The sequence below is a fragment of the Rhodoferax saidenbachensis genome (assembly GCF_031457975.1).
Taxonomy (GTDB): domain Bacteria; phylum Pseudomonadota; class Gammaproteobacteria; order Burkholderiales; family Burkholderiaceae_C; genus Allorhodoferax; species Allorhodoferax saidenbachensis_A.
The window spans coordinates 697,491-723,207 of record NZ_JAVDXO010000002.1 but is presented as its reverse complement, the minus strand read 5'-3'; the positions used below and the strand labels follow the sequence as shown (position 1 = coordinate 723,207).

General features: G+C 63.5%; 31 protein-coding genes and 1 pseudogene. 25 read left to right on the top strand and 7 right to left on the bottom strand.

Features of this window, described 5'->3' with window-relative positions:
• Nucleotides 1–75 precede the first annotated feature (75 nt).
• The gene (locus tag J2X15_RS07705; protein ID WP_310341076.1) at nt 76–1,677 is read left to right on the top strand and encodes a GMC family oxidoreductase; all 1,602 of its coding nucleotides are present in this window, start codon (nt 76–78) and stop codon (nt 1,675–1,677) included.
• Nucleotide 1,678: 1 nt separating this feature from the next.
• On the opposite strand, the gene J2X15_RS07700 is transcribed toward J2X15_RS07705, so the two are convergent.
• Nucleotides 1,679–2,581 (bottom strand): LysR family transcriptional regulator, encoded by a 903-nt coding sequence (locus tag J2X15_RS07700; RefSeq protein ID WP_310341073.1) that lies wholly within the window; start codon nt 2,579–2,581, stop codon nt 1,679–1,681.
• Between the two features lie 133 nt (nt 2,582–2,714).
• Between J2X15_RS07700 and J2X15_RS07695 the strand changes: the two genes are divergently transcribed.
• The 13 genes and pseudogenes from J2X15_RS07695 (at nt 2,715) to maiA (ending at nt 12,878) form a co-directional block, all read left to right on the top strand.
• Entirely contained in the window at nt 2,715–3,698 is a 984-nt protein-coding gene (locus tag J2X15_RS07695; RefSeq protein WP_310341070.1) for a 2Fe-2S iron-sulfur cluster-binding protein, read from the top strand.
• Nucleotides 3,699–3,722: 24 nt separating this feature from the next.
• Nucleotides 3,723–4,769 carry a gentisate 1,2-dioxygenase gene (gene gtdA, locus J2X15_RS07690; protein WP_310341068.1) on the top strand — a complete coding sequence of 349 codons (1,047 nt, stop codon included), beginning with the start codon at nt 3,723–3,725 and terminating at the stop codon, nt 4,767–4,769.
• A 31-nt stretch (nt 4,770–4,800) separates the two neighbouring features.
• Entirely contained in the window at nt 4,801–5,496 is a 696-nt protein-coding gene (locus J2X15_RS07685; RefSeq protein WP_310341064.1) for a fumarylacetoacetate hydrolase family protein, read from the top strand.
• 35 nt (nt 5,497–5,531) lie between these two features.
• Nucleotides 5,532–6,797 carry an aromatic ring-hydroxylating dioxygenase subunit alpha gene (locus J2X15_RS07680; RefSeq protein WP_310341062.1) on the top strand — a complete coding sequence of 422 codons (1,266 nt, stop codon included), beginning with the start codon at nt 5,532–5,534 and terminating at the stop codon, nt 6,795–6,797.
• The gene (locus J2X15_RS07675) at nt 6,794–7,282 is read left to right on the top strand and encodes an aromatic-ring-hydroxylating dioxygenase subunit beta (RefSeq protein WP_310341060.1); all 489 of its coding nucleotides are present in this window, start codon (nt 6,794–6,796) and stop codon (nt 7,280–7,282) included. Before J2X15_RS07680 ends, J2X15_RS07675 begins: the two co-directional genes overlap by 4 nt.
• A gap of 16 nt (nt 7,283–7,298) precedes the next feature.
• Complete coding sequence (locus J2X15_RS07670) at nt 7,299–7,619, top strand: non-heme iron oxygenase ferredoxin subunit (RefSeq protein ID WP_310341057.1); 321 nt, start codon at nt 7,299–7,301, stop codon at nt 7,617–7,619.
• Nucleotides 7,620–7,672: 53 nt separating this feature from the next.
• Entirely contained in the window at nt 7,673–8,854 is a 1,182-nt protein-coding gene (locus J2X15_RS07665) for an ABC transporter substrate-binding protein (RefSeq protein WP_310341054.1), read from the top strand.
• A 4-nt stretch (nt 8,855–8,858) separates the two neighbouring features.
• Nucleotides 8,859–9,776 carry a branched-chain amino acid ABC transporter permease gene (locus tag J2X15_RS07660; protein ID WP_310341052.1) on the top strand — a complete coding sequence of 306 codons (918 nt, stop codon included), beginning with the start codon at nt 8,859–8,861 and terminating at the stop codon, nt 9,774–9,776.
• A gap of 5 nt (nt 9,777–9,781) precedes the next feature.
• Entirely contained in the window at nt 9,782–10,753 is a 972-nt protein-coding gene (locus J2X15_RS07655) for a branched-chain amino acid ABC transporter permease (RefSeq protein WP_310341050.1), read from the top strand.
• A gap of 68 nt (nt 10,754–10,821) precedes the next feature.
• Nucleotides 10,822–11,268: pseudogene (locus tag J2X15_RS21230) on the top strand (ATP-binding cassette domain-containing protein); the annotation flags it as partial.
• 6 nt (nt 11,269–11,274) lie between these two features.
• A complete protein-coding gene (locus tag J2X15_RS21225) occupies nt 11,275–11,514 on the top strand; it encodes an ABC transporter ATP-binding protein C-terminal domain-containing protein (RefSeq protein ID WP_409034259.1) in 240 nt (79 codons plus the stop codon).
• Nucleotides 11,511–12,224 carry an ABC transporter ATP-binding protein gene (locus J2X15_RS07645; protein ID WP_310341046.1) on the top strand — a complete coding sequence of 238 codons (714 nt, stop codon included), beginning with the start codon at nt 11,511–11,513 and terminating at the stop codon, nt 12,222–12,224. Before J2X15_RS21225 ends, J2X15_RS07645 begins: the two co-directional genes overlap by 4 nt.
• A gap of 3 nt (nt 12,225–12,227) precedes the next feature.
• On the top strand, nt 12,228–12,878 hold the full coding sequence (gene maiA / locus J2X15_RS07640) for a maleylacetoacetate isomerase (protein ID WP_310341044.1): 651 nt from the start codon (nt 12,228–12,230) through the stop codon (nt 12,876–12,878).
• A 4-nt stretch (nt 12,879–12,882) separates the two neighbouring features.
• Here maiA and J2X15_RS07635 read toward each other — a convergent pair whose 3' ends face one another.
• The 4 genes from J2X15_RS07635 to J2X15_RS07620 form a co-directional block, all read right to left on the bottom strand.
• A complete protein-coding gene (locus tag J2X15_RS07635) occupies nt 12,883–13,662 on the bottom strand; it encodes an ABC transporter permease (protein ID WP_310341043.1) in 780 nt (259 codons plus the stop codon).
• A gap of 132 nt (nt 13,663–13,794) precedes the next feature.
• Nucleotides 13,795–14,718 (bottom strand): ATP-binding cassette domain-containing protein, encoded by a 924-nt coding sequence (locus J2X15_RS07630; protein WP_310341042.1) that lies wholly within the window; start codon nt 14,716–14,718, stop codon nt 13,795–13,797.
• Nucleotides 14,719–14,742: 24 nt separating this feature from the next.
• Nucleotides 14,743–15,897 carry a GGDEF domain-containing protein gene (locus J2X15_RS07625; RefSeq protein WP_310341038.1) on the bottom strand — a complete coding sequence of 385 codons (1,155 nt, stop codon included), beginning with the start codon at nt 15,895–15,897 and terminating at the stop codon, nt 14,743–14,745.
• A gap of 4 nt (nt 15,898–15,901) precedes the next feature.
• A complete protein-coding gene (locus tag J2X15_RS07620) occupies nt 15,902–17,395 on the bottom strand; it encodes an AMP nucleosidase (RefSeq protein WP_310341036.1) in 1,494 nt (497 codons plus the stop codon).
• Nucleotides 17,396–17,468: 73 nt separating this feature from the next.
• On the opposite strand from J2X15_RS07620, the gene J2X15_RS07615 reads away from it, so the two are divergent.
• Nucleotides 17,469–17,804 carry a hypothetical protein gene (locus tag J2X15_RS07615; protein ID WP_310341034.1) on the top strand — a complete coding sequence of 112 codons (336 nt, stop codon included), beginning with the start codon at nt 17,469–17,471 and terminating at the stop codon, nt 17,802–17,804.
• On the opposite strand, the gene J2X15_RS07610 is transcribed toward J2X15_RS07615, so the two are convergent.
• A complete protein-coding gene (locus J2X15_RS07610; RefSeq protein WP_310341032.1) occupies nt 17,773–18,018 on the bottom strand; it encodes a cysteine-rich CWC family protein in 246 nt (81 codons plus the stop codon). The genes J2X15_RS07615 and J2X15_RS07610 overlap by 32 nt on opposite strands.
• A 52-nt stretch (nt 18,019–18,070) precedes the next feature.
• Between J2X15_RS07610 and J2X15_RS07605 the strand changes: the two genes are divergently transcribed.
• From J2X15_RS07605 to J2X15_RS07580, 6 genes are all read left to right on the top strand, one after another.
• A complete protein-coding gene (locus J2X15_RS07605; protein ID WP_310341030.1) occupies nt 18,071–18,529 on the top strand; it encodes a CYTH domain-containing protein in 459 nt (152 codons plus the stop codon).
• 75 nt (nt 18,530–18,604) lie between these two features.
• Nucleotides 18,605–18,919 carry a hypothetical protein gene (locus tag J2X15_RS07600; RefSeq protein WP_310341027.1) on the top strand — a complete coding sequence of 105 codons (315 nt, stop codon included), beginning with the start codon at nt 18,605–18,607 and terminating at the stop codon, nt 18,917–18,919.
• An 86-nt stretch (nt 18,920–19,005) separates the two neighbouring features.
• Nucleotides 19,006–19,869 (top strand): alpha/beta hydrolase, encoded by an 864-nt coding sequence (locus tag J2X15_RS07595; protein WP_310341024.1) that lies wholly within the window; start codon nt 19,006–19,008, stop codon nt 19,867–19,869.
• Nucleotides 19,870–19,907: 38 nt separating this feature from the next.
• Nucleotides 19,908–20,471: a DUF1993 family protein gene (locus tag J2X15_RS07590; protein WP_310341022.1), complete on the top strand. Its 564-nt coding sequence runs from the start codon at nt 19,908–19,910 to the stop codon at nt 20,469–20,471.
• Between the two features lie 36 nt (nt 20,472–20,507).
• Nucleotides 20,508–20,882 (top strand): hypothetical protein, encoded by a 375-nt coding sequence (locus J2X15_RS07585; RefSeq protein ID WP_310341019.1) that lies wholly within the window; start codon nt 20,508–20,510, stop codon nt 20,880–20,882.
• On the top strand, nt 20,782–21,384 hold the full coding sequence (locus J2X15_RS07580) for a DUF4139 domain-containing protein (protein WP_310341017.1): 603 nt from the start codon (nt 20,782–20,784) through the stop codon (nt 21,382–21,384). The genes J2X15_RS07585 and J2X15_RS07580 overlap by 101 nt, the downstream gene beginning before the upstream one ends.
• A gap of 200 nt (nt 21,385–21,584) precedes the next feature.
• Here the strand turns inward: J2X15_RS07580 and J2X15_RS07575 are convergent, their stop codons facing one another.
• Entirely contained in the window at nt 21,585–22,052 is a 468-nt protein-coding gene (locus tag J2X15_RS07575) for an Lrp/AsnC family transcriptional regulator (protein WP_310341015.1), read from the bottom strand.
• A gap of 305 nt (nt 22,053–22,357) precedes the next feature.
• On the opposite strand from J2X15_RS07575, the gene J2X15_RS07570 reads away from it, so the two are divergent.
• The 4 genes from J2X15_RS07570 to mmuM all read left to right on the top strand — a co-directional run bounded on the left by J2X15_RS07570 (nt 22,358) and on the right by mmuM (nt 25,635).
• Nucleotides 22,358–23,143, top strand: coding sequence for a transporter substrate-binding domain-containing protein (locus tag J2X15_RS07570; protein WP_310341012.1), 786 nt, complete (start codon nt 22,358–22,360; stop codon nt 23,141–23,143).
• A gap of 55 nt (nt 23,144–23,198) precedes the next feature.
• Complete coding sequence (locus tag J2X15_RS07565; RefSeq protein WP_310341011.1) at nt 23,199–23,870, top strand: ABC transporter permease; 672 nt, start codon at nt 23,199–23,201, stop codon at nt 23,868–23,870.
• Between the two features lie 3 nt (nt 23,871–23,873).
• On the top strand, nt 23,874–24,569 hold the full coding sequence (locus tag J2X15_RS07560) for an ABC transporter permease (protein ID WP_310341008.1): 696 nt from the start codon (nt 23,874–23,876) through the stop codon (nt 24,567–24,569).
• 124 nt (nt 24,570–24,693) lie between these two features.
• Nucleotides 24,694–25,635 carry a homocysteine S-methyltransferase gene (gene mmuM / locus J2X15_RS07555; protein ID WP_310341005.1) on the top strand — a complete coding sequence of 314 codons (942 nt, stop codon included), beginning with the start codon at nt 24,694–24,696 and terminating at the stop codon, nt 25,633–25,635.
• Nucleotides 25,636–25,717 lie beyond the last annotated feature (82 nt).

Here is a 25,717-nt window from a genome sequence, read left to right as displayed (position 1 = left end):
TGCAAGGGTAAACCGGGCTTGGCAGGGCCGCGGCCTCTGCGGTAACGTCAACGCCACTTTGAGAGGAGCGGACTCGTGTTTGACTACATCATTGTTGGCGGTGGCTCGGCCGGTTGTGTGCTGGCGGCCCGCCTGAGCGAAGACCCCACCGTGAACGTGGCCCTGCTGGAAGCCGGCCCGGCGGACAACAGCGTGCTCATCCACTGCCCCGCCGGCCTGGCTGTATTGGCCAAAAACGGCCAGGCCAACTGGAAGTTCGAAACGACGGTGCAACCGGGGTTGAACGGACGCCGTGGCTACCAGCCGCGTGGCAAGGTGCTGGGCGGCTCCAGCTCGGTCAACGCCATGATCTACATCCGCGGCCAAAAGGAAGACTACGACCACTGGGCCGCCGAGGGCAACCCGGGCTGGGCCTATGCGGACGTGCTGCCTTACTTCAAAAAGGCGGAAGACAACGACCGTGGCGCCGACGCCTTCCACGGCCAGGGCGGCCCCCTGCATGTGCAGGACCTGACCACGCCGAACCGCCTGGGCCCGCTGTTTGTAGAGGCGGGACGCCAAGCGGGCTACGCCGTCAACCCCGACTTCAACGGCGAAAGCCAAGAGGGCGTAGGCGTCTACCAGGTGACGCACAAGAACGGCGAGCGCTTCAGCGCGGCCAAGAGCTACCTCACGCCCCACCGCGGGCGCAGCAACCTGCACGTGTTCACTGGCGCCCACACCACGCGCATCCTGCTAGAACACAAGCGCGCCGTGGGCGTGGAGTTCATGCACGACGGGGAGATGAAAGAGCTGCGCGCCGGCCGCGAGGTGCTGCTGTGTGCGGGGGCGCTGCAGTCGCCACAGATCCTCATGCTGTCGGGCATTGGCCCGCACCAGCATCTGGTGGAAAAAGGCATTGCCACGCTGCACGACCTGCCCGGCGTGGGGCAAAACCTGCACGACCACATCGACGTGGTGCAGATGGTGAACGCTCCGCAGCTGACCGAGACTGTTGGTGTGTCATTCACAGGCTTGGTCAACGCCGTGCGCGGCATTTTTGAGTGGCGCAAGCAGCGCACGGGCATGCTCACCACCAACTTTGCCGAGGCGGGTGGCTTCATCAAAAGCCAACCCGACGAACGCACGCCCGACTTGCAGTTCCACTTCGCCATTGCCAAGCTGGTGAACCACGGCCGCAGCACGGTGCTGGGCCACGGCTATTCGTGCCACGTGTGCCTGCTGCGCCCGTTCAGCCGCGGCAGCGTGCGCCTGGCCAGTAAAGACCCAATGGCTGCGCCGCTCATCGACCCGAACTTTTTGGGTGAACGCGATGATGTGGAGCGCCTGGTGCGTGGCTTCAAACTCATGCGCACCGTGCTGCAGCAGCCTGCATTGGCCGCGCTGGGCGGCAAAGAGGGGCCACGCTCAGCGGTAGCGCGCAACGACTTTGAGATTGAACAGTTCATCCGCGACGACGCCGACACCGTCTACCACCCGGTAGGCACCTGCCGCATGGGCCCCGGTCCACTGGACGTGGTGGACCACGAACTGCGCGTGCACGGCATCCAAGGCCTGCGCGTGGTGGACGCGTCCATCATGCCCCGCGTGGTCAGCGGCAATACCAATGCGCCGACCATCATGATTGCGGAGAAGGCGGCGGATTTGATCAAGGCGGCGTGGCAGGCTCCGACGTAGATCAGCCGGCATGCATATCGAAAATCAAGCTGCGCAACCATTGGTTGGCGGGGTCCTTGTGGTACTTCGCATGCCAGAAGAGGTTGATGGCGATCTGCGGTAGCTTCACCGGATGGGAAACGTACCTGAGGTCGAAGGGGCCGACCATGCGTTCGGCCAGACGTTCCGGCACGGTGGCCACGAGATCGGTGGTTTGCAGGATGTGGCCAATGGCCACGAAATGCGGCACCTGCAGCTTCACCCGCCGCTGGGGTGAATTGCTGTCAAGGATCTCATCCACCTTGCCATGGCCGGTACCCGCCGAGACCACCGCCACGTGGTCGGCTGCATAAAACTCCGACTCACGGATGGTTTTCTTGTCCAGTGCGTGGCCCTTGCGGAACAGGCAGACGTAACGCTGGACAAACAGGCGCCGTTGAAAGAATCCACCCTTGAGTTGCGGCAGCAGCCCGATGGCCAGATCGACCTGACCGCCCTCCATGGCGTCTTTCAAATTGACGGCGGTGTTGCGCACGGTGCTGATGGAAACCAAGGGCGCCACGTCACGGATGCACTGCATCAGCCGCGGCAGGAAATAGATTTCACCGATGTCGGTCATGCCCACGGAAAAGCTGCGCTTGCTGCTGGCCGGGTCGAAAGAGCTGCGCGCGTTCACCGCGCTGTGGATCATGCCCAACGCATAGCCGATCGACTCTGCCAGTTGATCGGCAAACGGTGTGGGCTGCATGCCGGTGGATGTGCGCAGGAATAGCTCATCACCGAACAGCTTGCGAAGGCGGGCCAACGCGTTGCTGACGGCGGGCTGGCCCAGACCCAGGTTCTCCGCCACCTTGGAAACTTTTCTTTCCTTGAGCAGCTGGTTAAAGATCACCAGCAGGTTCAGATCCATATCTTCGAGTTCCATTGCCGCCTCGCTTCACTATTGATTCAAATGATGTTAATCATTGATGTCATTGTATTGACTGATTTTGATGCGGTATCGATCATCGCCCCCACTGAGCCGATTTCCCCACGAGACAACCAAGCGACAGAAGAACATGGAAATTTTTGTGCGTCCTTTGCAGCGCCGAATCAGCGTCAATGCGGGTGTCAACCTGCTGGACGCGCTGCGCGCCAACGACGTGCCGGTGTCGTACAGCTGCCTGGCCGGACGTTGCGGCACCTGCCGCTGCAAGGTGGTCGAAGGCGAGGTGCTGGAGTCGGGCCGCGAAACGCAGCGCCCGGGAGCGGATGACGAGCACTACGTGCTGGCCTGCCAAACCTTCCTCACCGAATCCTGCACGGTTGAGATTCCCGAGCCCGACGAGGTGGTGGTGCATACCGCCAAGATCGTCAAGGCGACCGTGGTCGCCATTGAGGACCAGACCCACGACATCAAGCGCATTCGCCTGAAGCCGGCCAAGCCGATCGAGTTTTCTCCGGGGCAGTACGCCCAGCTCCAGTTCACCCCCGACCACATCCGGCCTTATTCGATGGCGGGTCTGCATACCGACAGCGAACTCGAATTCCATGTGCGCCTGGTGGCTGATGGCCGCGTCACCGGCTACATCGCCCATACGCTGAGGGTGGGCGACGCGGTGCGGGTCAGCGGCCCGTTGGGCTCGGCTTATCTGCGCCGTAAACATGAGGGGCCGATGTTGTGCGTTGCCGGCGGCACCGGTCTCGCGCCCATCCTGTCCATCATCCGCGGCGTGATCGCCGAAGGCATGCAGAACCCGATCCACCTGTATTTCGGCGTGCGCTCCGAACGCGACATCTATGGCCGCGAATGGCTGGCCGCGCTGCAGCGCCAGCACCCGCAACTGCAGGTGCATGTGGCGGTGACTTCGGGCACGGCGCCGGGTTGCCGCACAGGCCTGGTGACCGAAGCCATCGCCGAGGACTGGCGCAGCCTCGAAGGCTTTCGCGCCTACCTCTGCGGCGCACCGCCCATGGTGGAGGCCACGACGCTGCTGGTGCGCCAGATGGGCGTGTTGCCTTCGCAGATCTACGCCGATGCCTTCTACGCCAGCGGCACCTGAGTCGTACCCCTTGCAGGATTTTTCATGAACGCCAACAATCTCGACCCCGCAGCCCAGCAGCAACGCAAGGCCTACTACGACCGCATCGGCAAAGACAGCATGACGCCGCTGTGGGAAGTGCTTGGCGCGCTGGTGCCGCACCAGCCCAAGTCCCCGGCCGTGCCGCACCAGTGGAAGTATGCCGCGGTGCGCGACAGCGTCATGGAGGCAGGCCGCCTGATCAGCGCCGAAGAGGCCGAGCGGCGCGTGTTGATCCTCGAGAACCCGGCGCTGCACGGCCAGTCCTGCATCACGCAGTCGCTGTATGCCGGGCTGCAGCTCATCATGCCGGGGGAGGTCGCGCCAGCCCACCGCCACACCCAATCCGCGCTGCGCCTGGTGCTGGACGGGGAGGGTGCCTATACCGCGGTCGATGGCGAGCGCACCACCATGCGCCGTGGCGACTTCATCATCACCCCGGCCTGGACCTGGCACGACCATGGCAACCTCGGCAATGAGCCGGTGGTCTGGCTCGACGGCCTCGACATCCCCATCGTGCGTTTCCTCGACGCCGGTTTTGCCGAGAAGAGCGACAGCGCCTACCAGGCCGTGGTCCGCCCCGAAGGCGACGCCTTGGCGCGTTATGGCGCCAACATGGTTCCGGTTGATTTTTACCAGCAGCCTGCGGAGCCGACCAAGGTGTTTGTCTACCCTTGGGAGCGCACGCTGGCCTCGCTACGGGCGATAGCCAGCGGCACACCCGATACCCATTTCGGCCACAAGCAGCGCTACGTGAATCCGGCCACAGGCCGCTCCCCCATGCCGACGATGGCTGCGTTCTCACAACTGATTCCCGCCGGTTTCGAGACGCGGCCCTACCGCTGCACCGACGGCACGGTGTACGTGTGCCTGCGCGGCAGCGCCGAGGCCAGCGTGGCGGGCCAGAGCTTCCGCCTGGGCGAGAACGACGTGATCGTTGTGCCCTCCTGGCACAGCCACCAGTTCCGCGCCGGCCCCGAGACCGTGCTGTTCAGTTATTCCGACCGCCCGGTGCAGCAGGCCCTGGGCCTGTGGCGCGAACAGCGCAACTGATTTCCCCTTCTTCCTTTCGAGAACACACCCCATGAACTACGTGATCCCACCCGCAGCCGTCATCTCGCTCACCGTGGCCGGCATAGCCGAACGCTTTCCGGTCAACCGCATCTTTTGCGTGGGCCGCAACTACGCCGCGCATGCGCGCGAAATGGGCAAGGACCCTGACCGCGATCCGCCTTTCTTCTTCATGAAGCCTGCGAACGCGGCGGTCGATGCCGCCTCGCCTGCGCGCATTCCGTATCCACCCAAGACCGCCAATTTCCACCATGAGATCGAGCTCGTCGTGGCCATCGGCAAGGGCGGCAAGAACATCGCGCAGGCGAATGCACTGAACCACGTCTATGGCTACGCAACCGGCCTGGACATGACGCGCCGCGACCTGCAGCTGGAGGCGCGCGACAAGGGCCGGCCCTGGGAGTTCGGCAAGTCCTTCGCGTTGTCGGCGCCCATCGGGGCCATCTCCAAGGTGGCCGATGTGGGGCACATCGCCGAGGGCGCCATCAGCGTCCTTGTGAACGGCGGCGCGCGCCAGTCGTCCGATGTGGCCAAGCTGATCTGGTCGGTGTCCGAGTGCATCGCCTATCTCAGCGAATACGAAACCTTGGAGCCTGGCGACCTCATCATGACCGGCACGCCCGAAGGCGTGAACGCGGTGGTGGCGGGTGACGTGATGCAGGGCGACATCGCCGGCCTGGCCGGCATCACGGTGACCGTCGGGACCTGAGCAGCGGCCGTGCATTCGATCCAAGGAGACAGGCCATGACCCCATCCACCCCCACTTTTCCCGTCAAGATCCATTGGGAGTCAGAAGGCACGAGCCGCATTCCCTTCATGGCCTACACCGACCCCGATCAACACAAGAAGGAGCTTGATCGTTTCTTCTACAAGGCGCATTGGAACTACGTCGGCCTGGAGGCTGAAGTGCCCAACCCCGGCGACTACAAACGCACGGTAGTGGGCGAACGCTCGGTCATCATGGTGCGCGATGCCGATGGTGGCATCAGCGTGGTCGAAAACGTCTGCGCGCACCGCGGCATGCAGTTCTGCCGTGAACGCCATGGCAACAAGAAGGAATTCGTCTGCCCCTACCACCAGTGGAGCTACACCCTCAAGGGCGACCTGCAGGGCGTGCCGTTTCGCCGCGGCGTCAAGCAGGACGGCAAGGTCAACGGCGGCATGCCCATGGATTTCAAGACCACAGACCACGGCCTGACCAAACTCAAGGTGGCCACGCGCGGCGGCGTTGTCTTCGCCAGTTTCGACCATGAGATCGAGTCTTTCGAGGATTTTGTGGGCCCGGTCATCCTCGGCTACTTCGACCGGCTCTTCGATGGGCGCAAACTGAAGATCCTGGGCTACAACCGCCAGCGCATTCCGGGCAACTGGAAGCTGATGCAGGAGAACATCAAGGACCCTTACCATCCCGGCTTGCTGCACACCTGGTTCGTCACCTTCGGCCTCTGGCGTGCCGACAACAAGAGCGAGCTGAAGATGGACGCCCGGCACCGCCACGCGGCCATGATCTCCACCCGCGGCCAGTCCGGCCGGGCCGACCAGGTCACGCAGGTCTCCAGCTTCAAGGAGAGCATGGCGCTCAATGACCCGCGCTTTCTCGACATCGTGCCCGAGCCTTGGTGGAATGGGCCAACCGCTGTGATGATGACGCTGTTTCCCAGCGTCATACTGCAGCAGCAGGTTAACAGCGTGTCGACGCGGCATATCCAGCCCGATGGCCACGGCGCCTTCGATTTCGTCTGGACACACTTCGGCTTCGAGGACGACAGCGAAGAGATGACGCAGCGCCGCCTGCGCCAGGCTAACCTGTTTGGCCCGGCTGGCTTCGTGTCGGCCGACGATGGCGAGGTCATCGAATTCTCACAACAGGGCTTCGAGCAAAAGCCTTTTCACCGCACCCTGGCCGAGCTTGGAGGCCGCACGGTTGAAGATACTGACCATATGGTCACCGAGACGCTAATTCGCGGCATGTACGAATACTGGCGTGAAGTGATGGAGGCCGAGGCATGAGCACGGTTGTGAACATCGGCTTCGCCGACTACCTGCAGATCTCGCAGCTGTATGCCGACTACGCCCGTGTCGTCGATTCCGGCGACTGGGACCTGTGGACCGAGTTCTTTATTGACGACTGCATTTACAAGCTGATTCCGCGCGAGAACCACGAGCGCGGTTTCCCTCTCGCCACACTGTTTTTTGAGAGCAAGGGCATGCTGAAGGACCGCGCCTACGGCATCCGCGAGACGTTGTTCCACGACCCGTATTACCAACGCCATGTCGTAAGTGCGCCTCTGGTCCACAAGGCCGAGGCCGAGCGTTTTGAGACCGAAGCCAATTACGCGGTGTTCCGCACCAAGTTGTCCAAGGAGTCAACGGTGTTCAACGTGGGCCGCTACCTGGATGTGATCGTACGCACGCCCACGGGGCTGAAGTTCGCGTCACGCCACTGCGTGTACGACAGCGAAATGATCCCGAATTCCATCATCTATCCCATCTAAATACTGAGTGACTGCCATGAGTGATTCCCAATGGATTGATGCCGCCGATGAAGACGGTGTGCCCGAAGACGACGTGATCGGCCTGCAGGTCGCGGGTAAAGACCTGGCCCTGTATAAAGTCGAGGGCAGTGTGTTCGCGACCGACAACATCTGCACCCACGGCCACGCACGCCTGTGCGACGGCTTCCTTGACGGCTACGAAATCGAATGCCCGCTGCACCAGGGCAAGTTCGACATTCGCAATGGGCGTGGCACCTGCGCGCCCATTGTCGATGCTGTGCGCAGCTACCCGGTCCGCATCGAAGGCGGCCGGGTTTTTCTGAAGTTGAGCGACTGAGGGCCTGCCTCGGCCGTGTTCCGTTCCCCACTTTTATTCCAGGAGACAAAACAATGAAGACATTACAGACCTCTATTCGCCGTACCGCATTCGCAGCCCTGAGTGGTGCAACGCTTGCAGTGGCCAGCCCTTTCGCCACGGCGGCGACCATCGGTTTCATGGCACCCCTATCCGGGCCGGTGGCGGTTGTCGGGCAGGACCAGGTGGACGGTTTCATGCTGGCGCTTGAGCAGCTCGGCGGCAAGCTCGGTGGCCAGGCGACGACCGTGATCAAGGAAGACGATCAGCTCAAGCCCGAGATCGGTGGACAGATCGTGCGCAAGTTCATCGACAAGGACAAGGTCGATGCCATTGTGGGCTTGAGCTTCTCCAACGTGCTGATGGCCAGCCTGCCGCGCATCGTCGAGTCCGGTACCGTGGCCATCGCCACCAACGCGGGCCCGTCGCCAATGGCGGGCGCGGGCTGCAAGGCCAACGTGTTCTCCACCGCCTGGCAAAACGACGGTGCAGCCGAGGCCATGGGCAAGTTTGCGCAGGACAAAGGCGTGAAGAAGGTGTACTTGATGGCGCCCAACTACCAGGCTGGCAAGGACATGCTGACTGGTTTCAAGCGTTACTTCAAGGGCCAGATCGTTGACGAGGTCTACACCCAGGTGAATCAGCCCGACTACTCGGCCGAACTGGCGCAGCTGCAGGCGGCCAAGCCCGACGCGGTATTTGTGTTCTACCCCGGCGGTATGGGGGTGAATTTCGTCAAACAAATGGCGCAGGCTGGCCTGATGGGCAAGTTGCCCCTGTATTCGGTGTTCACGGTGGACGGAACGACCCTGCCAGGCCTGCGCGATGCCGCCATCGGCAGCGTGAGCGGCGCCATGTGGGATGCGTCTCTGGACACGCCGGAGAGCAAGAAATTCGTGGCCGCGTTCGAGGCCAAGTACAAGCGCACGCCCAGCGCCTACGCGGCCACTGCCTATGACGCAGCCAACATCCTAAACATTGCACTGGCCAAGGCCAAGCCCGGCGATGCGACCGCTCTGGCCGCTGCGGTCAAAGCTGCTGGCGATGAAGTGAAGTCTGTGCGTGGCCCCTTCGCCTTCAACAACAACAACTTGCCCGTGCAGAACTACTACGCCTTTGAAACCGTCAAGACCGGTGGTACCGTCGCCGGCAAGCTGGTGGCCACGCCGCTGGCGAAGCAGGTCGATGCCTACCACACGCAATGTGCCCTGAAGTGACCCCATGAGCGCCACGCTTGTTTTTGCGCAGCTGCTGAACGGGCTGCAGTTCGGAGTGCTGCTGTTCCTGCTGGCGGCGGGACTGACGCTGGTCTTCGGCATCATGAGCTTCGTCAACCTGGCGCACGGCTCGCTTTACATGATGGGCGCCTATTTCGCGGCCAGCGCCTTCCAATACACCGGCTCGTTCGGCCTGGCCGTCGCCGCGGCCATGGGCGGCTCGCTGCTGCTGGGCCTGGCGCTGGAGTTCGTTGCCGTAGCCCGGCTCTATCGGCGCGACCACCTCGACCATGTGCTGGCCACCTTTGGCATGGTGCTGTTCTTCAACGAGCTGGTGCGCATCATCTGGGGGGCGCAGCCGGTCTTCCTGCAGGTGCCCGAGTTCCTCGGTGGCGCCATCGACATCGGCGGCTTCAGCTACCCCGCCTACCGCTTCGCCATCATCGTGGTGGGGCTGCTGGTGGCGGTGGGCTCGTGGCTGCTGATCAACAAGACCCGCGTCGGCATGTTGATCCGCGCCGGCGCGACGAACCCGGCCATGGTCGCCGCACTGGGCGTCAACATCCGGCTGCTCAACGCCATGCTGTTTGGTGTGGGGGCGATGCTGGCCGGTCTGGCCGGGGCCATGGCTGGCCCCATTCTGTCGGTGCAGTCGGGCATGGGCGAGTCGGTGCTGATCACCACCCTGGTGGTCATCGTCATCGGCGGCATCGGCTCGGTGACGGGCGCTTTTTATGCGGCGCTCATTGTCGGCATTGTTGACACCATGGGCCGCGTCTTCCTGCCCCTCATGCTGCGCCAGATGGCTGAACGCTCGTTTGCGGATGCCGCCGGCCCTGCACTGGCTTCGATGCTGGTCTACCTGCTGATGGCTATGGTGCTGGCCTGGCGCCCGCACGGACTGTTTCCCGCCAACCGGTAATCCCCATGCACACTTTGTTTTCACGTCCCGGCACTTGGGTGCCCCTGTTGGTGCTGCTGGCGCTGGCCAGTGTGCCCTTTGTGGCGCAGGCCATCAGTCAGCCGTTTTATGTCGCATTCTTTGCCCGCATCATCATCTATGCGATTGCTGCCTGTGCGCTCAACATCGCGCTGGGCTTCAGTGGCTTGGTGAGCTTTGGCCATTCGCTGTTCCTCGGCCTTGGCGCCTATGCGGTGGGGTTGGCTTCCTTCCATGGCGTAGGCAACGGCTGGGTGCATCTGGCGCTGTGCCTGGGCGTCTGCGCATGCGTTGGCCTGGTCACTGGCGCCATCAGCCTGCGCACCAGTGGCATCGCCTTCATCATGATCACACTGGCCTTTGCGCAGATGGGCTACTTTCTGTTCGTAAGCCTGAAAAACTACGGCGGTGACGACGGCTTGGCCATCACGCTCACCAGCCGGTTTGGCCCGGTGGACCTGTCGTCGGCCACGAGTGTCTACATCACGGCCTTCGTCGTGCTGGTGCTGTCGATCTGGTGCCTGGCCCGGCTGCGGGTAGCGCCGTTCGGCATGGTGATTCGCGGGGCCAAGCAGAATACGCGCCGCGTCAGCGCGGCCGGCATTCCGGTGGTGCGCTACCAGCTGCTGGCCTATGTGATGTCGGGCATGCTGTGCGGCGTGGCCGGCCTGCTGCTGGCTAATCTCAACGCCTTTGCCTCGCCCAGCACCCTGGCCTGGACGGTGTCCGGTGAGCTGATCGTCATCGTGGTCATCGGTGGCTTGGGCACGGTATTCGGCCCCCTGATGGGTGCGCTGGTGTTCCTGGGTTTGGAAGAGGTGCTGAAGGGCTTTACCGAGCACTGGATGGTGATCTTCGGTCCGCTGATCGTCATCGTCGCGCTGCTCGGCAAGCGCGGCATCGTCGGGCTGCTGCAAGACTGGGATGGAAGTGCCACGAACGCGAAAGGAACCCTCTGATGGCCAGCGTACTCCGCACCGACGCATTGACCAAGCGCTACGGCGCGCTGCTGGTCACCGATGCCGTGTCGCTCGACATCGGCGAGGGAGAACTCCACGCGATCATCGGCCCGAACGGCGCCGGCAAGACCACGCTGATCAACCAGCTCTCGGGCGAGCTGGCCGCCGACAGCGGCAGCGTCTGGTTCAAGGGGCGCGACGTCTCCGCGCTGCCCATCCACGAGCGCGCCCGGCTGGGCCTGCTGCGTTCCTACCAGATCACCTCCATCTTCGAAGACTTCTCCGTGCTGGAGAACGCCACTTTTTCTGCACTCGCCTCGCGCCAGCATGCGTTCAAATTCTGGGCACCGATGCTGGCCAGCAAAGAGTCGCGCCGCGTCGCCGAAGAGTCCTTGGAAGCCACTGGCCTCACGCACCGGCTGCATGCCGCCGCGGGCGATCTGGGTTATGGCGAGCGGCGCCAACTGGAGTTGGCGATGAGCCTGTCGGCACAGCCACAGTTCCTGCTGCTCGACGAGCCCATGGCCGGCATGAGCGTGCAGGAATCCACCGCCGTGGTGGCACTGCTGCAGCGCCTGAAGCGCCGCTACACCATCCTGCTGGTCGAGCACGACATGGATGCCGTCTTTGCCCTGGCCGACCGCATCAGCGTGCTGGTTTACGGCAAGATACTGTTCACCGGGACGCCGGATGAAATTCGCAACCACCCCGAAGTCCGCGCGGTCTACCTGGGCGAAGAAGAAGCCGAGGCTGCAGCATGAGCGCGTTTTTATCCGTCCAAGGTCTGCAAGCCTCGTATGGCCATGCCCAGGCCTTGTTCGACATTTCCTTTGACGTGGCCGAAGGTGAAGTGGTGACGCTACTAGGTCGCAATGGCATGGGCCGTTCGACCACGGTGAAGTGCCTGTTCGGCATGCTACCGGTGCGCGGAGGCAGCGTGTCCGTCGCCGGAGCACGGGTCGACCATCTGCCCTCGCACCGTATTGCCAGGCAGGGCTTGGCTCTGGTGCCCGAGGGCCGGCAGGTGTTCCCCAACCTCAGTGTCGAGGAAAACCTGGTGGCCACCGCCCGCGACGACAAGAAGGGCGCCGGCCGACGCTGGGATCTGCAGCGGGTCTACAGCTTTTTTCCGCGGCTGAAGGAGCGCCGTGGCAACCTTGGCTCGCAGTTGTCCGGCGGCGAGCAGCAGATGCTGGCCATCGGCCGGGCGCTGATGACCAACCCGCGCCTGCTGGTGCTGGACGAGGCCACCGAAGGCCTGGCGCCGGTGATCCGCAACGAGATCTGGCGCGCGCTGGCGGAGCTGAAGCAGGACGGCCTGTCGCAGATCGTGATCGACAAGAACGTGAAGGCCTTGCTAGGCCTGGCCGACCGGCATTTCGTGATCGAGAAGGGCCGCGTGGTGTGGGGCGGCACGTCCGCCGAACTCAAAAGCCAACCCGAAATCGTGCATCAATATTTGGGAGTTTGAAACATGGACCGCATTCTTCACACCTACTTTCGCAGCTCGGCAGCCTACCGCGTGCGGATCGCGCTGAACCTCAAGGGCCTGGAGACCGAGCAGGTCTTCGTCCACCTTACCCGCCATGGCGGCGAACAGTTCGTTGATACATTCAGGGCGATCAACCCGCAGTCTCTGGTACCGGTGCTGCGCGATGGTGAGGTGCAGGTCAGCCAGTCGCTGGCCATCATCGAATACCTGGAAGAGGTCTATCCGCAAACGCCGCTGCTGCCCGCGCGTGCCGCCGACCGCGCCTTCGTGCGCCAGTTGTCGCTGGGCATCGCCTGCGACATCCATCCACTCAACAACCTGCGCGTGCTGAAGTACCTGACCGGTGCGATGGGCGTGTCGGAAGACAACAAGGCGCAGTGGATTGCGCACTGGATCTCGGTCGGCCTGCAGGCCTTCGAGGCGCAGCTGCAGCGGCGCACGCAGGTGGGGCGCTTCTGCCACGGCGACACGCCGACGATGGCCGACTGCTGCCTGGTGCCCCAGGTGTTCAGTGCCCAACGGTTCGGGGTCGATCTGTCAGACTGTCCACTGGTGAACGGCATCTACGGGCGATGCGAACAACTCCCAGCTTTTGCCGCGGCCCACCCTGCGCGCCAGCCGGACGCGGAGTAACCGGCTACTTGGCAAACCGCTTGCGTGTCAACGCCAGCGCAATCCAGAACGATCCCACTGCATACACCGCCAGCACCGCCAGATGGCGTGCTGCCTCCGCCGGCCACTGGTCCATGAACAGCGGGCGGATCAAGGCCACGGCGTTGGACAACGGCAGCCAGTCGGCCACCACGCGTACCACCACGGGTAGTTGCTCCAGCGGAAAGAACACGCCGCTGAGGAACATCATGGGCGTGAGGAACAGCGTGAAATAGTAGGTGAAGAAGTCGTAGCCCCTGGCCAGCGCGTTGAAGATCAGCGCGATGCAGCTGAAGGTGACGCCCACGCCAAACAGGATGGGCCAAGCGACGAAAAGCTTGGGGCTGTGGCTGATGCCCAGCGCGAGCATCACGCCCATGATGGCGGTCACCGTGAATAGCGACTTGAATGCGGCCCACAGCATCTCGGCCAGCACCACGTCGTCCAATGCTACCGGGGCGTTCATGATGCCGTCCCAAGTCTTCTGCACATGCATGCGGCTGAAGGCGGAGTACAGCGCCTCGAACGACGCGGCCTGCATGGCGCTCATGCAGATGGAGCCGCTGGCCAGAAACAGGATGTAGGGCACCTGCACGCTGCCCGTCGGGCCGACCACGGTGACCTGGCCGACCAGTGCCCCCATGCCGTAGCCAAAGGCGACTAGCCACATCAGCGGCTCAGCAATATTGCCCACCAGGCTGGGGATGGCCAGCTTGCGCCAGACCAGCAGGTTGCGCAAAAACACGGGCCAGAAGCGCAGTGACACTTCAGGCGCGCGCCAAAGGGACTGTGGACCCCCACGCTCGGCACTGGCGTGTCCTCGCTGCCCCCCGAGGGGGCCCTCGGGCCTTGGGGCGGCCCGGCGGCCCTCAAGTGCTTCTTTATCTTGGTCTTGCATTTAGGCGTCCTCGCGGATCTGGCGTCCGGTGAGTTTCAAAAACAGGTCTTCCAGGTTGGCCGGGCGGTGCAGGGTGCGCAGCTGCGGGTGGGCGGCCAGGCCTTGCAGCAGGGCGCCGGCATCCTGGGTGTAAAAAAACACGGTCTCGCCGCTGACTTCCACGCGCGCAGCCAGGCTGCGCAGCGGGCCGTCCACCAGCGCCAGTGCGCCCACACCAAACACCTCCACCACATCGGGCTCCAGGTGCTGGGCGATCAGCGCACGCGGTGTGCCCTCGGCAATCTTTTTGCCATGGTCCAGCACCAGCAGGCGGTTGCACAGGCGCTCGGCCTCGTCCATGAAGTGGGTGGTCAACAAAATGGACTTGCCCTGTTGCAGCAGCACCTGCAGGCGCTCCCACATCAGATGGCGGGCCTGCGGGTCCAGGCCGGTGGTGGGTTCGTCCAACAGCAGCAGCTTGGGGTCGTTCACCAGCGCGCGCGCCAGGCTCAGGCGCCGGCGCATACCGCCCGATAGTTCACCGGGTTTGGCGTTGGCCTTGTGGGTCAGGGCGGCAAACTCCAGCAGCTGCGGAATGCGCGCGCGGATGTCGGGGTCCTTCATGCCAAAGTAGCGGCCATAGACCAGCAGGTTTTCCGCGCAGCTGAAGTCAGGGTCCAACGTGTCGAATTGGGTGACCACGCCCAACTGGGCCTTGATGGCCAGCGCGTCGCGCGGCATTTCCAGACCCAACGCGTGGATGCTGCCGCCATCGGGCACGGTGTGGCCCAGGCACATGCGGATGGTGGTGGTTTTGCCCGCGCCGTTGGGGCCAATCACGCCCAGGCATTCGCCCGGCGCGATCTCGAATGACAGGTCTTTGACGACTTCCGCGTCGCCGTAGCGCTTGTGCAAGTGCTGCACTTCAAACAGTTTTGCATTCATGCGGCCATTGTGCCGCAGGGCCTCTCAGTCGGCTTGCAGCAGGCGGCCACGACCCTGGGCCTTGGCCTGGTATAGCGCCGCATCCGCGCGCGCCATCAGGTCTGCAAGCTTCAGATCGCCTGGCTGCAACAAGGCCAGCCCGGCACTGTAGTTCACCCGCATGTGGGGTTCCTGGATGCCTTCTTCGCGCAGCGCCAGGCGCAGGCGCTGCTCCACATGCAGGGCGGCAGAGCGGTCGGTCTGCGGCAGCAGTAGGGCGAACTCTTCGCCGCCAATGCGCGCGGCCACATCACTACTGCGCCGGTTTTCTTCCAGTACGCCACCGGTCATGCGCAGCACCTGATCGCCCATTTCGTGGCCCTGGGTGTCGTTAATGCGCTTGAAGTGGTCCAGGTCCAGCAGGATCAGGGCCAGCGGCGTGCCGTGACGGCGGGCCTGGTCAAACAGCGCGGTGGCGCGGTCGTCCCAACCATGGCGGTTCAGCAGCCCGGTGACATTGTCGGTAAAGGCCTGTTCGCGCAGCTGGGCCTCGGCCTCTTCGCGCCAGGCGACCAGGATGGCCACGGTGGTCAAGACCAGTGCCACGTTGGCGGTGATCTGGGCCACGATGTTCACGACGTGGGGTGCATCAAAGCTGGGGTACAGCTCGGGGAAGAACGCACCCAGCACACCGCGGGCCAGATTGGCCACGGCAAAGGCCGTGTAGCACAGCGCGATCAGCGTACGCCACCGCAGGCTGGCATCACCTCGGGGGAACAGGGCCGCGCGCGCGACGATGAGCAACTGCATGCCAAACAGCAGGTTGGCATAGCCCACGCGCCAGCTGTAGTTGCCAAACACCAGGACGTAGCCAATGGGCATCGCGATGGCCAGGCCCACCAGCAGGCGCGGATAGGGGCGGGGGCCCAGCCATTCGCACAGGGCGAAGAACATCAGGCAGTTGGCCAGCGAGCCAAACGCCATGGACACGGTAGAGAGAGCAGGGTCCAGCCAGTGTCCACCAAAAAAACCGGAGCTGATGATGGCCATCCAGCCAATAGTCTGGCTCAGCAGGCTGAGTTGTGCCAGCTTGGCTGCACGGCTGATGTCTTTGCCCATGATGACTGGCAATGCGATCGAGACGGTGCTCAGGTTGAGCGCTGTCAGGACCAGGATGGTCAGGACACTGAGGTGCTCCATGCGCCTACTGGAAGGCTACTTCGGCAAAGCTGCGCAGCTTGCGGCTGTGCAACTTGTTCAGACTTTGCGCGCGCAGCAGCTCCAGCGCGCGGATGCCGATGCGCAGGTGCTGGTCCACCCGCTCGCGGTAGAAGTGGTTGGCCATCCCGGGCAGCTTGATCTCGCCATGCAGTGGCTTGTCGCTCACGCACAGCAGGGTGCCGTAGGGCACGCGGAAGCGGAAACCGTTGGCGGCAATAGTGGCACTCTCCATGTCCAGCGCCACGGCGCGGCTTTGGCTGAAGCGGCGCTGGGGCTGATTGTCGGGCAGCAGCTCCCAGTTGCGGTTGTCGGTGCTGGCCACGGTGCCGGTGCGCATGATGCTCTTGAGCGCCGCGCCCTGCACCTGGGTCACCTCGGCCACGGCTTTTTCAAGCGCCATTTGCACTTCGGCCAGCGCCGGAATTGGCACCCACAGTGGCAACTCTTCATCCAATACATGATCCTCGCGTACATAGCCGTGGGCCAGCACGTAGTCGCCCAGCTGCTGGCTGTTGCGCAGGCCAGCGCAGTGGCCCACCATGATCCACGCATGCGGGCGCAGCACGGCGATGTGGTCGGTGATGTTTTTGGCGTTGGCCGGGCCCACACCGATGTTCACCATGGTGATGCCCGCGTTGTCCGAGCGCACCAGGTGGTAGCCTGGCATTTGGGGCAGGCGCGGCGGGGCGGCGCCCAGTGCGTCGTTGGGCTCGGCGGCCAGGCCCACGCGGCGGGTGACCACGTTGCCGGGTTCGACAAACGCGCAGTACTCGCTGTTGGGGTCGGCCATGGCGGCGTGGCCCATGCGCACGAACTCGTCGATGTAGAACTGGTAGTTGGTAAATAGCACAAAGTTCTGGAAATGCTCGGGCCCGGTGCCGCTGTAGTGGCGCAGGCGGTGCAGCGAGTAGTCCACGCGCGGCGCGGTGAACAAGGCCAGCGGCAGCGCTTCGCCCGCCTTGGGCACATAGGTGCCATTGGCAATGCCGTCGTCCATAGCGGCTAGGTCGGGCAGGTCGAACATGTCACGCATCAGCGTGCGGCGCTCGGCTGACATATTGCCCTCCACGTGGTCGTGTTCGGCAAACGAGAAATGCACGGGGATGGGCTGACTGCTGGTGCCGATCTCCAGCTCGACGCCATGGTTTTGCAGCAGCAGACTGAATTGCTCCAGGTAGTAGCCGCTGTACAGGTCGGGGCGGGTTAACGTGGTCTCAAACCGGCCGGGGCCGGCCACAAAGCCGTAGCTCAACAGGGATTTGTCGGCCGTAGGTGCGCGGGACACGGTGTCTGTGTGGATGCGCACCAAGGGGTAACAGGCCCGTACATGGCCTGCGCTGTCGTCGCCGGTCACAAAGCGCTGCATGGCCTGGCGCAGGTGCTGGATGCTGGAATCGTAGATGCGGGCTACCTGGGCCAGCGCGGCGGCCGGGTCGGTAAAACGGGCGGGGGCGATGAAGGGGGGCAGACTGGACATAGCCTATTGTGCCCCGTGATTGTTGCGCCGGTATGCGGTAGAGTGATGGGCAAGACGCTAACCAAGGGCCGTGGTGCCAGATCCCAAAGACCCCAAAGACTCTCGTTTTCAGGAAACCGGTTTCCCCTCATTGCAGTGGGAAGAGGAGGGTTTGCCCACGCGTCCCATGCCGTTTCACGAGCGGCCGCTGCAGGCCCGCATCGACCACGAGATGGCCATCATCGCGCACCACCACATCCGCATCGCCCTGGCCATTGAGAAATTCTGGGGCCACCGCGACTGCGTGGAGTACCTGCAGACCCTGGTGCTCAGCGGTGGCTACAGCGATACCAATCGCAATCGGGTGGGCTTCAAGCCTGAAGTTCTGTCTGCCCTGATCAACCTGGCGGGGTTGCACCGGTTGGAATAGTGGGGGGCTGTAGCGCCGCACATGCGGCGCAGATGCAAGCCTGGCCCCGGTCGGCGGCGGGGACCCGTGCGAGTAACTCGGCGCTGAAGCTGGCCTGGGTGCACCAGCAGGGCGGCTGCTTCTGGCCCGTGACGCGCTCCACCTCCATCGCGCACAGGTTGCCCTGGCCGCACAGCGGGCACACTTCAGGGTTGGTGGGGCGTGGCGTGGACATGCCCCCAGTGTAGCCACCACCTCTCATTTTTTCAGCGAGGACACCTGCCGCCATGGCCATCGAAATCGAACGCAAATTTTTGGTCACCGGCACCGCCTGGCAACAGGCGCCCGGTGTACCGTATCGCCAGGGCTACCTGAACCGTGACAAAACCCGCACGGTGCGGGTGCGCGTGGCCGGTGACGCTGCGTTTCTGACCATCAAGGGCGTGAGCGTGGGCGCCACGCGGGCCGAGTTCGAATACCCGATCCCCGTGGCCGATGCCCAGGCGCTGCTGGCGCTGTGCGACGGCCCGCTGATCGAGAAAACCCGCCACGTGCTGACCCATGAAGGCACGGTGTGGGAGGTGGACGTGTTTGCCGGCGACAACGCCGGCCTTGTGGTGGCCGAGGTGGAGCTGGCGTCGGAAGACCAGCCCTTTGTCCGGCCCGACTGGCTGGGCGCAGAGGTGACGCACGACGCACGCTATTTCAATTCCAACCTGGCGAGCCATCCCTTTACCAAGTGGTGACACATGGACTGGAAAATTTACATTTCTGCAACATGACTGGTGCACAGTAGAGGCCAGCATCACTGGAGACCGACCATGCGCACCCTTCCTCCCTCGCTGGCCATCTGTGCCGCGCTGCTGTGCTACGCAGCACTTGCCCAACAGAGCGCACCGCCCAAGCCACCCGAAGGCCAGGGCAATGGGCAGGACCCCACCCATCGCGGCCCACCGCCCGAGGCACTGGCGGCCTGCAAGTCGCTGGCCAGTGGCGCGGCCTGCAGCATGACCACCCCGCGTGGCACCCTGACCGGTACCTGTGGCGGCCCCGAAGGCAAGCCACTGGCCTGTCGCTCCGCGCAGCCGCCCCAAGGCGATGGCCAGGGGAAACCACCGCCCAAACCAGCCAACTAAGGGTCGGTTTGGTATGAAATGGGGCTGTAGCCCCCGTGGAATATGTGCGAAAAGCTCCTAAATCAGGAGCGTTACACCGGATCGCCATGAGCGCCACATTGTCTTTTCACGGCTTGCGCTACTTGTTGCTGTGCCTGGGGCTGCTGCTGGGCGGCTGTGGCGTGCAAAGTGTTTTCTACCATCCAGACCACGTGCTCTACAGCACACCGGCCGATCTGGGGCTGCGGTTTGAGGCGGTGAGCTTCCATAGCCAGGATGGCACACCGCTCATCGGCTGGTTCATTCCTGCCGCCGGTTACGCCAACCCGCGCGATGCCAAGGGCACGGTGGTGCACTTCCATGGCAACGCCCAGAACATGACCGCGCACTGGCAGTATGTGGCCTGGCTCCCGCGCCGCGGCTACAACGTGTTGGCGTTTGACTACCGGGGCTACGGCGCATCGCAGGGCGAACCCGAGGTGAAGGGTGTGTTCGAGGATTCCCGCAGCGCACTGGACTATGTGCGCACCCGCAAGGACGTGAACCCCGGGCGTCTGCTGGTGCTGGGCCAGAGCCTGGGCGGCACCAATGCGATTGCCGCCGTGGGCAGCGGCAACCGGGTCGGCGTGCGCGCCGTGGCCATCGAGGCCACGTTCTACTCCTACAGCCGCATTGCCAGCGACAAGGTGAGTGGCGCAGGCCTGCTGATGAACGACAGCTACAGCGCCGCCAACTTTGTGGACCGGCTGGCGCCCCTGCCGCTGCTGCTGATCCACGGCACCGCTGACCCGGTGATTCCCTATGCGCATGCGGTGCAGTTGCTGGACAAGGCCCAAGAGCCCAAGCGGCTCATCACCGTACCGGGCGGTGGTCACATCGAGGCCTTCACCCCGCGCTTTGGCAGCACCTACCAGGATGTGGTGGTGGACTTCTTTGACGCGGCCCTGGGGCTGGGGCCAGCAAAGCCCTGAAGATATGAAAAACGCGTTGCACCACAATGGCAAGCACTATGAACACCTCGCCCTTTGACCCCTGCGTGTGGCAGCTCTTGCACAGCCTGGACCGCACTACCCACCTGTTGCGCATCGCGCAGCGCCACTTGTCCGCAGGCGGTGCGTCGCTGCACAGCACATTGCTGGCTGCACGGCTGGCGCCCGACATGCTCCACCTGGCGCACCAGGTGGAGGTGCTGGCTGATGCCGTGGTGGGCAGCGTGGCCCTGTTGGCGGGCGCGGACCATGTAGCCACTGGCAAAGTGTTCAACCGCGGAGAAGACTTGTTGCCCTACTTGCACTGGCGCACGTTGGATGACGCGCTGGACCGCGTTGCCATTGCGCAGAGTGAGGCACAAGCCCTGGCGACTGCCGCGCACTGGGTGCAGCCCGACGCCGTGCTGACGGTACGCCGCCCCGGCAATGCGCGGCAGTTTGTGGCAACTGTTTTTGCCGAGCGCTACGCCGTACCCAACGCACTGTTCCACCTCTCCATGGTCTATGCGCTGCTGCGCGCCAACGGCGTGCCCATCGGCAAGGCCGACTTTGGCGGCCCCGACCCCTACACCTTGGTGCACTGAGGGCAGGCTAAGGCCCGCAGCATCACCCTGGATTGTTTGCCCGCATCGCTGGACGCGCAGAGCTTGCAGATCAACGCCGATGCCGGCGTGCGTGTGGGCGAGTTCAATGTGCGTACCCAAGACCGCGATGTCGTCACCGCTTGCGCCAGCCCGCTGGACGGGCGCATCTGCGAAATGGAAGACCAGATCGCCTCCGTCAAGGCTGACATGGAGTCCTTGCAACTGGTGGACAGCTACCTCAAGACCGTGGCGGTTGCCGGTGCTGCGGAAGGAGCCAACGGCCGCCTGCAGCCGCTCACGCCGGCGCAACGTGGAGCTCACCTTGTCGACGGGTCAACCTGGGCGTGCGACCCAGGGCCGACTACCGCGCCCCTGGACGCTGGACGTCGTGCAACCGGTCAAGCCGACTAACGCCGCCGCAAACTACGGTACATTCGCTGCGGCGCCTGCACCAGCGCCCGCGATGTCGCCCATTGCACAAAAGCGCATCAACGCGGAGGAAGCCCTGCCCAGTTTCGACGTGAGTAGTGTTGACAAAGGGTTCTCCACCGAGTTCTCAGTGCCGCAGCGCATCACCGTGCCATCCAATGGCCAGCGCGTCACGCTCGCGCTGGGTGCGCACACCGCGCCCGTCACACTTCTCACCCGTGTCGCCCCAGCAGTGGAGGAGGCAGCCTATTTGGTGGCAGAGCTAGCACCCCCGCCCGGGGTGTGGCCTGTGGGGTCTGCCAACTTGTACCGTGATGGCGCCTTTGTTGGTACCGGGCGCATCGACTTCGCCTCCGCGACCAACACAGCCAGCAAAAGCAGCCTGGCTTTCAGGCGCGACGAGCTGGTCACCGTGCGTGCGTTGCCGCCACAAGACCGCGATTACGCTGCAGGTGTTGCACGCTGCGCCTGTCTCTCGCAATGAAAAGATCGAGATCGAATCGCGTTACCAACCCCAGCTCACCGATTTGATTTGGAATGGCAACCCTGGCACCGTGGCCTGACAGCAGCCCCTTGCAGCCGGCGCGACGGCGCAGTTCAGTGCCGAGCACACCATCCGCTACTCCAAAGATATTGAAGTGCAGGAGCGTCAATAAAAGCCGTGATGAGGTGCCGTCATGCCGTTCAGTCGTCGACCGGCACGTACAGGTCGGACTTCATTGCATCGATCACCACATTGGTGGTCATGCGGACGACCTGGGGGACTTCGGCCATCAGGCGGGCGGAGAGGGCGTCGTATTCTTTGACGCTCTTGCTCAGGATGACCATGACCAGGTCCACCGCACCGGTCACATAAAACAGTTGTTGCACTTCCGGTTCTTTATGCACCCAGGCGCGGATGCGGGGCAGGGCTTCGTAGTTGTCCTTGAGCTCAATGCCGGCGATGAACTGCATGCGCTGCCCGATGACGTGCGGGTCCACAATCGCCACTTCGGCGGTAATCACCTTGTCGGCACGCAAGCGCCGCAGGCGACGCTGCACGGCAGAGGCGGACAGCCCCACAGCCTCAGCAATCACTTCTGCATTGACCTGGCAATCGCGTTGCACGAACTCCAGAATCTTCCGGTCAAAGGGGTCCAAAGGCGTTTCCATCGGTTCATTGTAGGCAACATGGGTGGTTGGTCGGAATCCGCGTTGGGGTGGTCTTGTGCGCCGTTTTTCCGCGCAAACCGTGCTAATTACGCCGCCTGGCGCCATTTCTTTTGGGGAAACTTGAGCTTCCTTTGCGCCTCAAAAATGCAGTTTTGCGTGGCTAACACAGGGCTCTCGATTCAGATGGCTATAGGCAGCAAAGCGCTTGCTGAAGGTGTCTTTTGAAAGAGTCGGTGCGTGGGAGGGGTGACCCGTGATTGGGTTGGTTTCGGCCGGTTGGCCGGTCTTGTCTGGAGTAACAAAGAATGAAGCGTCAGGTTTTGAAAATGGTGGTGGCCGGTCTGTGGATGGCCGCAGGTCTGGCTTGTGCGCAGGATCCGGTGCGCATCGGTACCTTGTCCGACTACCCTCCGTTTGAATACAAGGATGCGTCGGGCCAGCTCAAGGGCATGGAGATTGAGCTGGGCAACGCCATCTGCAAGCACATGCAAGCCAAGTGCGAATACGTCACCATGGACTTTGACGCACTGATTCCTGCGCTGAAGGCCAAGAAGATCGATGCGGTGCTGGCGCAGATGTCCATCACGGACGAACGCAAAAAGGTGGTGGACTTCAGCGACCTGTTCACGCTGGCCCCCGTGCAATACGTGGCCAAGGTGGGCGCCGGCATCAGCGAAGATCCGGCCACCTTGCGTGGCAAGACCGTGGGTGTCTACAGCGGCTCCAACCACGAGACCTATCTGAAGAAGCGTCTGCCCAAGGCCAAGTCTGGCATTGCCACCAAGTCCTACCCCAACCAGGATGCCATTTGGCTGGACCTGGAAGCTGGTCGATTGAACACCACCCTGACTGACACCACCGTAGCCTACGAGTGGCTGGTGAAGACCGGCAAGGCCAAAGGCTTTGACTTTGCCGGCAAGCCGCTGAACGATGTAGAGATGTTCGGTGAAGGCACCGGCATCGCCGTGCGCAAGGGCGATGCATTGAAGGCACGCCTCAACGCCGCTATCAAGAAGGTGATGGCAGACGGTAGCTTTGCAGCCGAGAACAAAAAGGTGTTCCCGTTTAGCATTGCACCTGCTAGCAAGTAATTGACAGGCCGCTACCGCTCTTGGTGGGCGGTGGTCGCGCTTTCCTGGAGTCGAGATGGATGTTTTGCAGGCCTACACGGGCCAGCTGCTGCAAGGTGCGCTGATGACCGTGCAACTGGCCTGCACCGCCCTGCTGTGCGGGCTGGCGCTGGGCTTGTTGCTGGCGGCCTGCCAGCTCAGCCGGCATGGCTGGTTGCGCCGCCCGGTGGCGGTGCTCACCGGCGTGCTGCGCGGTGTGCCAGAGTTTTTGGTGGTGCTGGTTTGCTACTTCGGTCTGTCCAATCTCATCAACAACCACTTTGACAGCGCCTTTGACATCAGCCCGTTTTTTGCGGGTGTTGTGTCTCTCGCGCTGGTGTTGGGGGCCTATGCGTCCGAGGTGTTTCGCGGCAGCTTTGTGGCGCTGGAGCGCGGGCAACTGGAAGCCGCCCGCTCTCTGGGTTTGAGCCCGGTGCAAACCTTTTTTCTGGTGCGCTTGCCACAGGCCTGGCGCATCGCCATTCCCAGCCTGGGCAACCTCTGGCAGTCCCTGCTCAAAGACACGTCGCTGGTGTCGGTGGTGGGGCTGGAAGACCTGCTGAAGAAATCCAATATGGCGGCGCAGGCCTCGCACCAGCCCTTCTTGTTTTTGATGGCCGCGGCGCTGATGTACTTCGGGCTGCTGGCCCTGTCGGACCCGGTGTTCTCCGCCCTGGAACGCCGAGCCCAGCGCCCCTATCGTCGCTAGCCCATGGAAGCATTGCTGACCGACTACCTCGCTCTGCTGCGAGACAACAGCTCCGAGCTGTGGGAAGGCCTGACGGTCACGCTCCAGCTGTGGGCCACGTCAGGGGTCGCGGGCTTTGTGTTGGCCATCACCCTGGCGCTCGGCGCTACCCAGGGCGGCCCGGCCGTGCGGCGGCTTGTGCGTGCCTACAGCGCGGCCTTGCGTGGCACGCCGTTGCTGGTGCAGATGTTTCTGCTGTACTACGGGCTCAGCCAGTTTGAATGGGTGCGGGCCTCGGCAGCGTGGGTGGTTCTGGAGGACGCGTTGTACTGCGGCCTGATCGCCCTGACACTCAACATCGCTGCTTACATGGCCGAGGATATCCGCGCCGGCATTCTGGCCGTGCCGCGGGGGCAGCAAGAGGCGGCCCGGGCTTTCGGCATGCAGGGCTTTACCCTGCTGCGCCGCATTGTGCTGCCGCAGGCGCTGCGCATTGCCACCCCGGCCCTGGGCAACGAGGTGGTCTCCTTGCTCAAGGCAACGGCCCTGGTGAGCACCATCACCGTGTTCGACCTCACCGGCGTGGCCCGCCGCTTGTCGACCGAGTCGTACACCACCGATGCCCTGGTGCTGGCTGGCGTGGTGTACGGGGCGTTGACCCTCCTGATTGCCGCGGGCGTGCACCTGCTGGGGCGGCTGCGTAACCGCCACGCAGCCTGACGTGCTGCACGGCCGCCGCAAAGGCCGCTTGCGTGCTTCTTCTCCGCAAACAGAGGTACGAGTTTGCCGCCACTGCGCATGGATTTTGGCTACTCTGGATGCCAGTTTTTGAACAATGCAAAGTATGCTGAACCCTATTGAAAGCTTCCTGACGAACGACCGCCTGATGGTGCTGGACGGTGCACTCGCCACCGAACTGGAGCGCCGCGGCGCCAACCTGAACGACGCGCTATGGTCTGCCAAGCTGTTGATCGAGCAGCCCGACCTCATTCGCGCAGTGCACGCCGACTACTTTGCCGCCGGTGCGGACGTCGCCACTACGGCCAGCTACCAAGCCACGTTTGAAGCCTTTACCCGCCGTGGCATGAGCCATACACAGGCCGCCGATTTGATGCGCCTCTCCGTCACCCTGGCCTGCGAGGCGCGTGATGCCTTTTGGGCCGAACCCGCCAACCGTGTGGGGCGCTTGCGCCCGCTGGTGGCAGCATCGGTGGGGCCGTATGGCGCCATGTTGGCCGACGGCTCGGAGTACCGCGGCCACTACGGCCTGGGGCGCACTGCGCTGGCAGACTTCCACCGCGAGCGCCTGCAGGTGCTGGCCACTTCGGGCGCCGACCTGTTGGCTTGCGAGACTATTCCTTGCCTGGACGAGGCCCTGGCAATTGCCGATGTGTTGACCGAGCAGGGCAGCATCGCGGCCTGGATCAGCTTCTCTTGCAAAGATGGCACGCACAATGTTCAAGGCGAGCGCCTGGCAGATTGCGTGGCCGCGCTGGAGGCCTACCCGCACATCATCGCCATTGGAGTGAATTGCACCGCACCCGAGTACGTAGCCAGCCTCGTGGAACAGGCCAAAGCCCACACCACCAAACCAGTGCTGGCCTACCCCAACTCTGGTGAACACTACGACGCCGAAGGCAAGGTTTGGAGTGGTGCCTGCGACGAGGCTGCTGCATACGCAGAGCAGGCCGCGCGCTGGCAAGCCAAGGGTGCCCGCATGATCGGTGGCTGCTGCCGCACCGGCCCGGACGACATCCGCGCCGTGCGCCACATGTCCGCAGCCTGACACGTTACGCCGACTTCACCTTCAGGTGCCATGCATGCAGCAGCGGCCTGGTGTAACCACCGTTCAGTTGCTACATCACGGC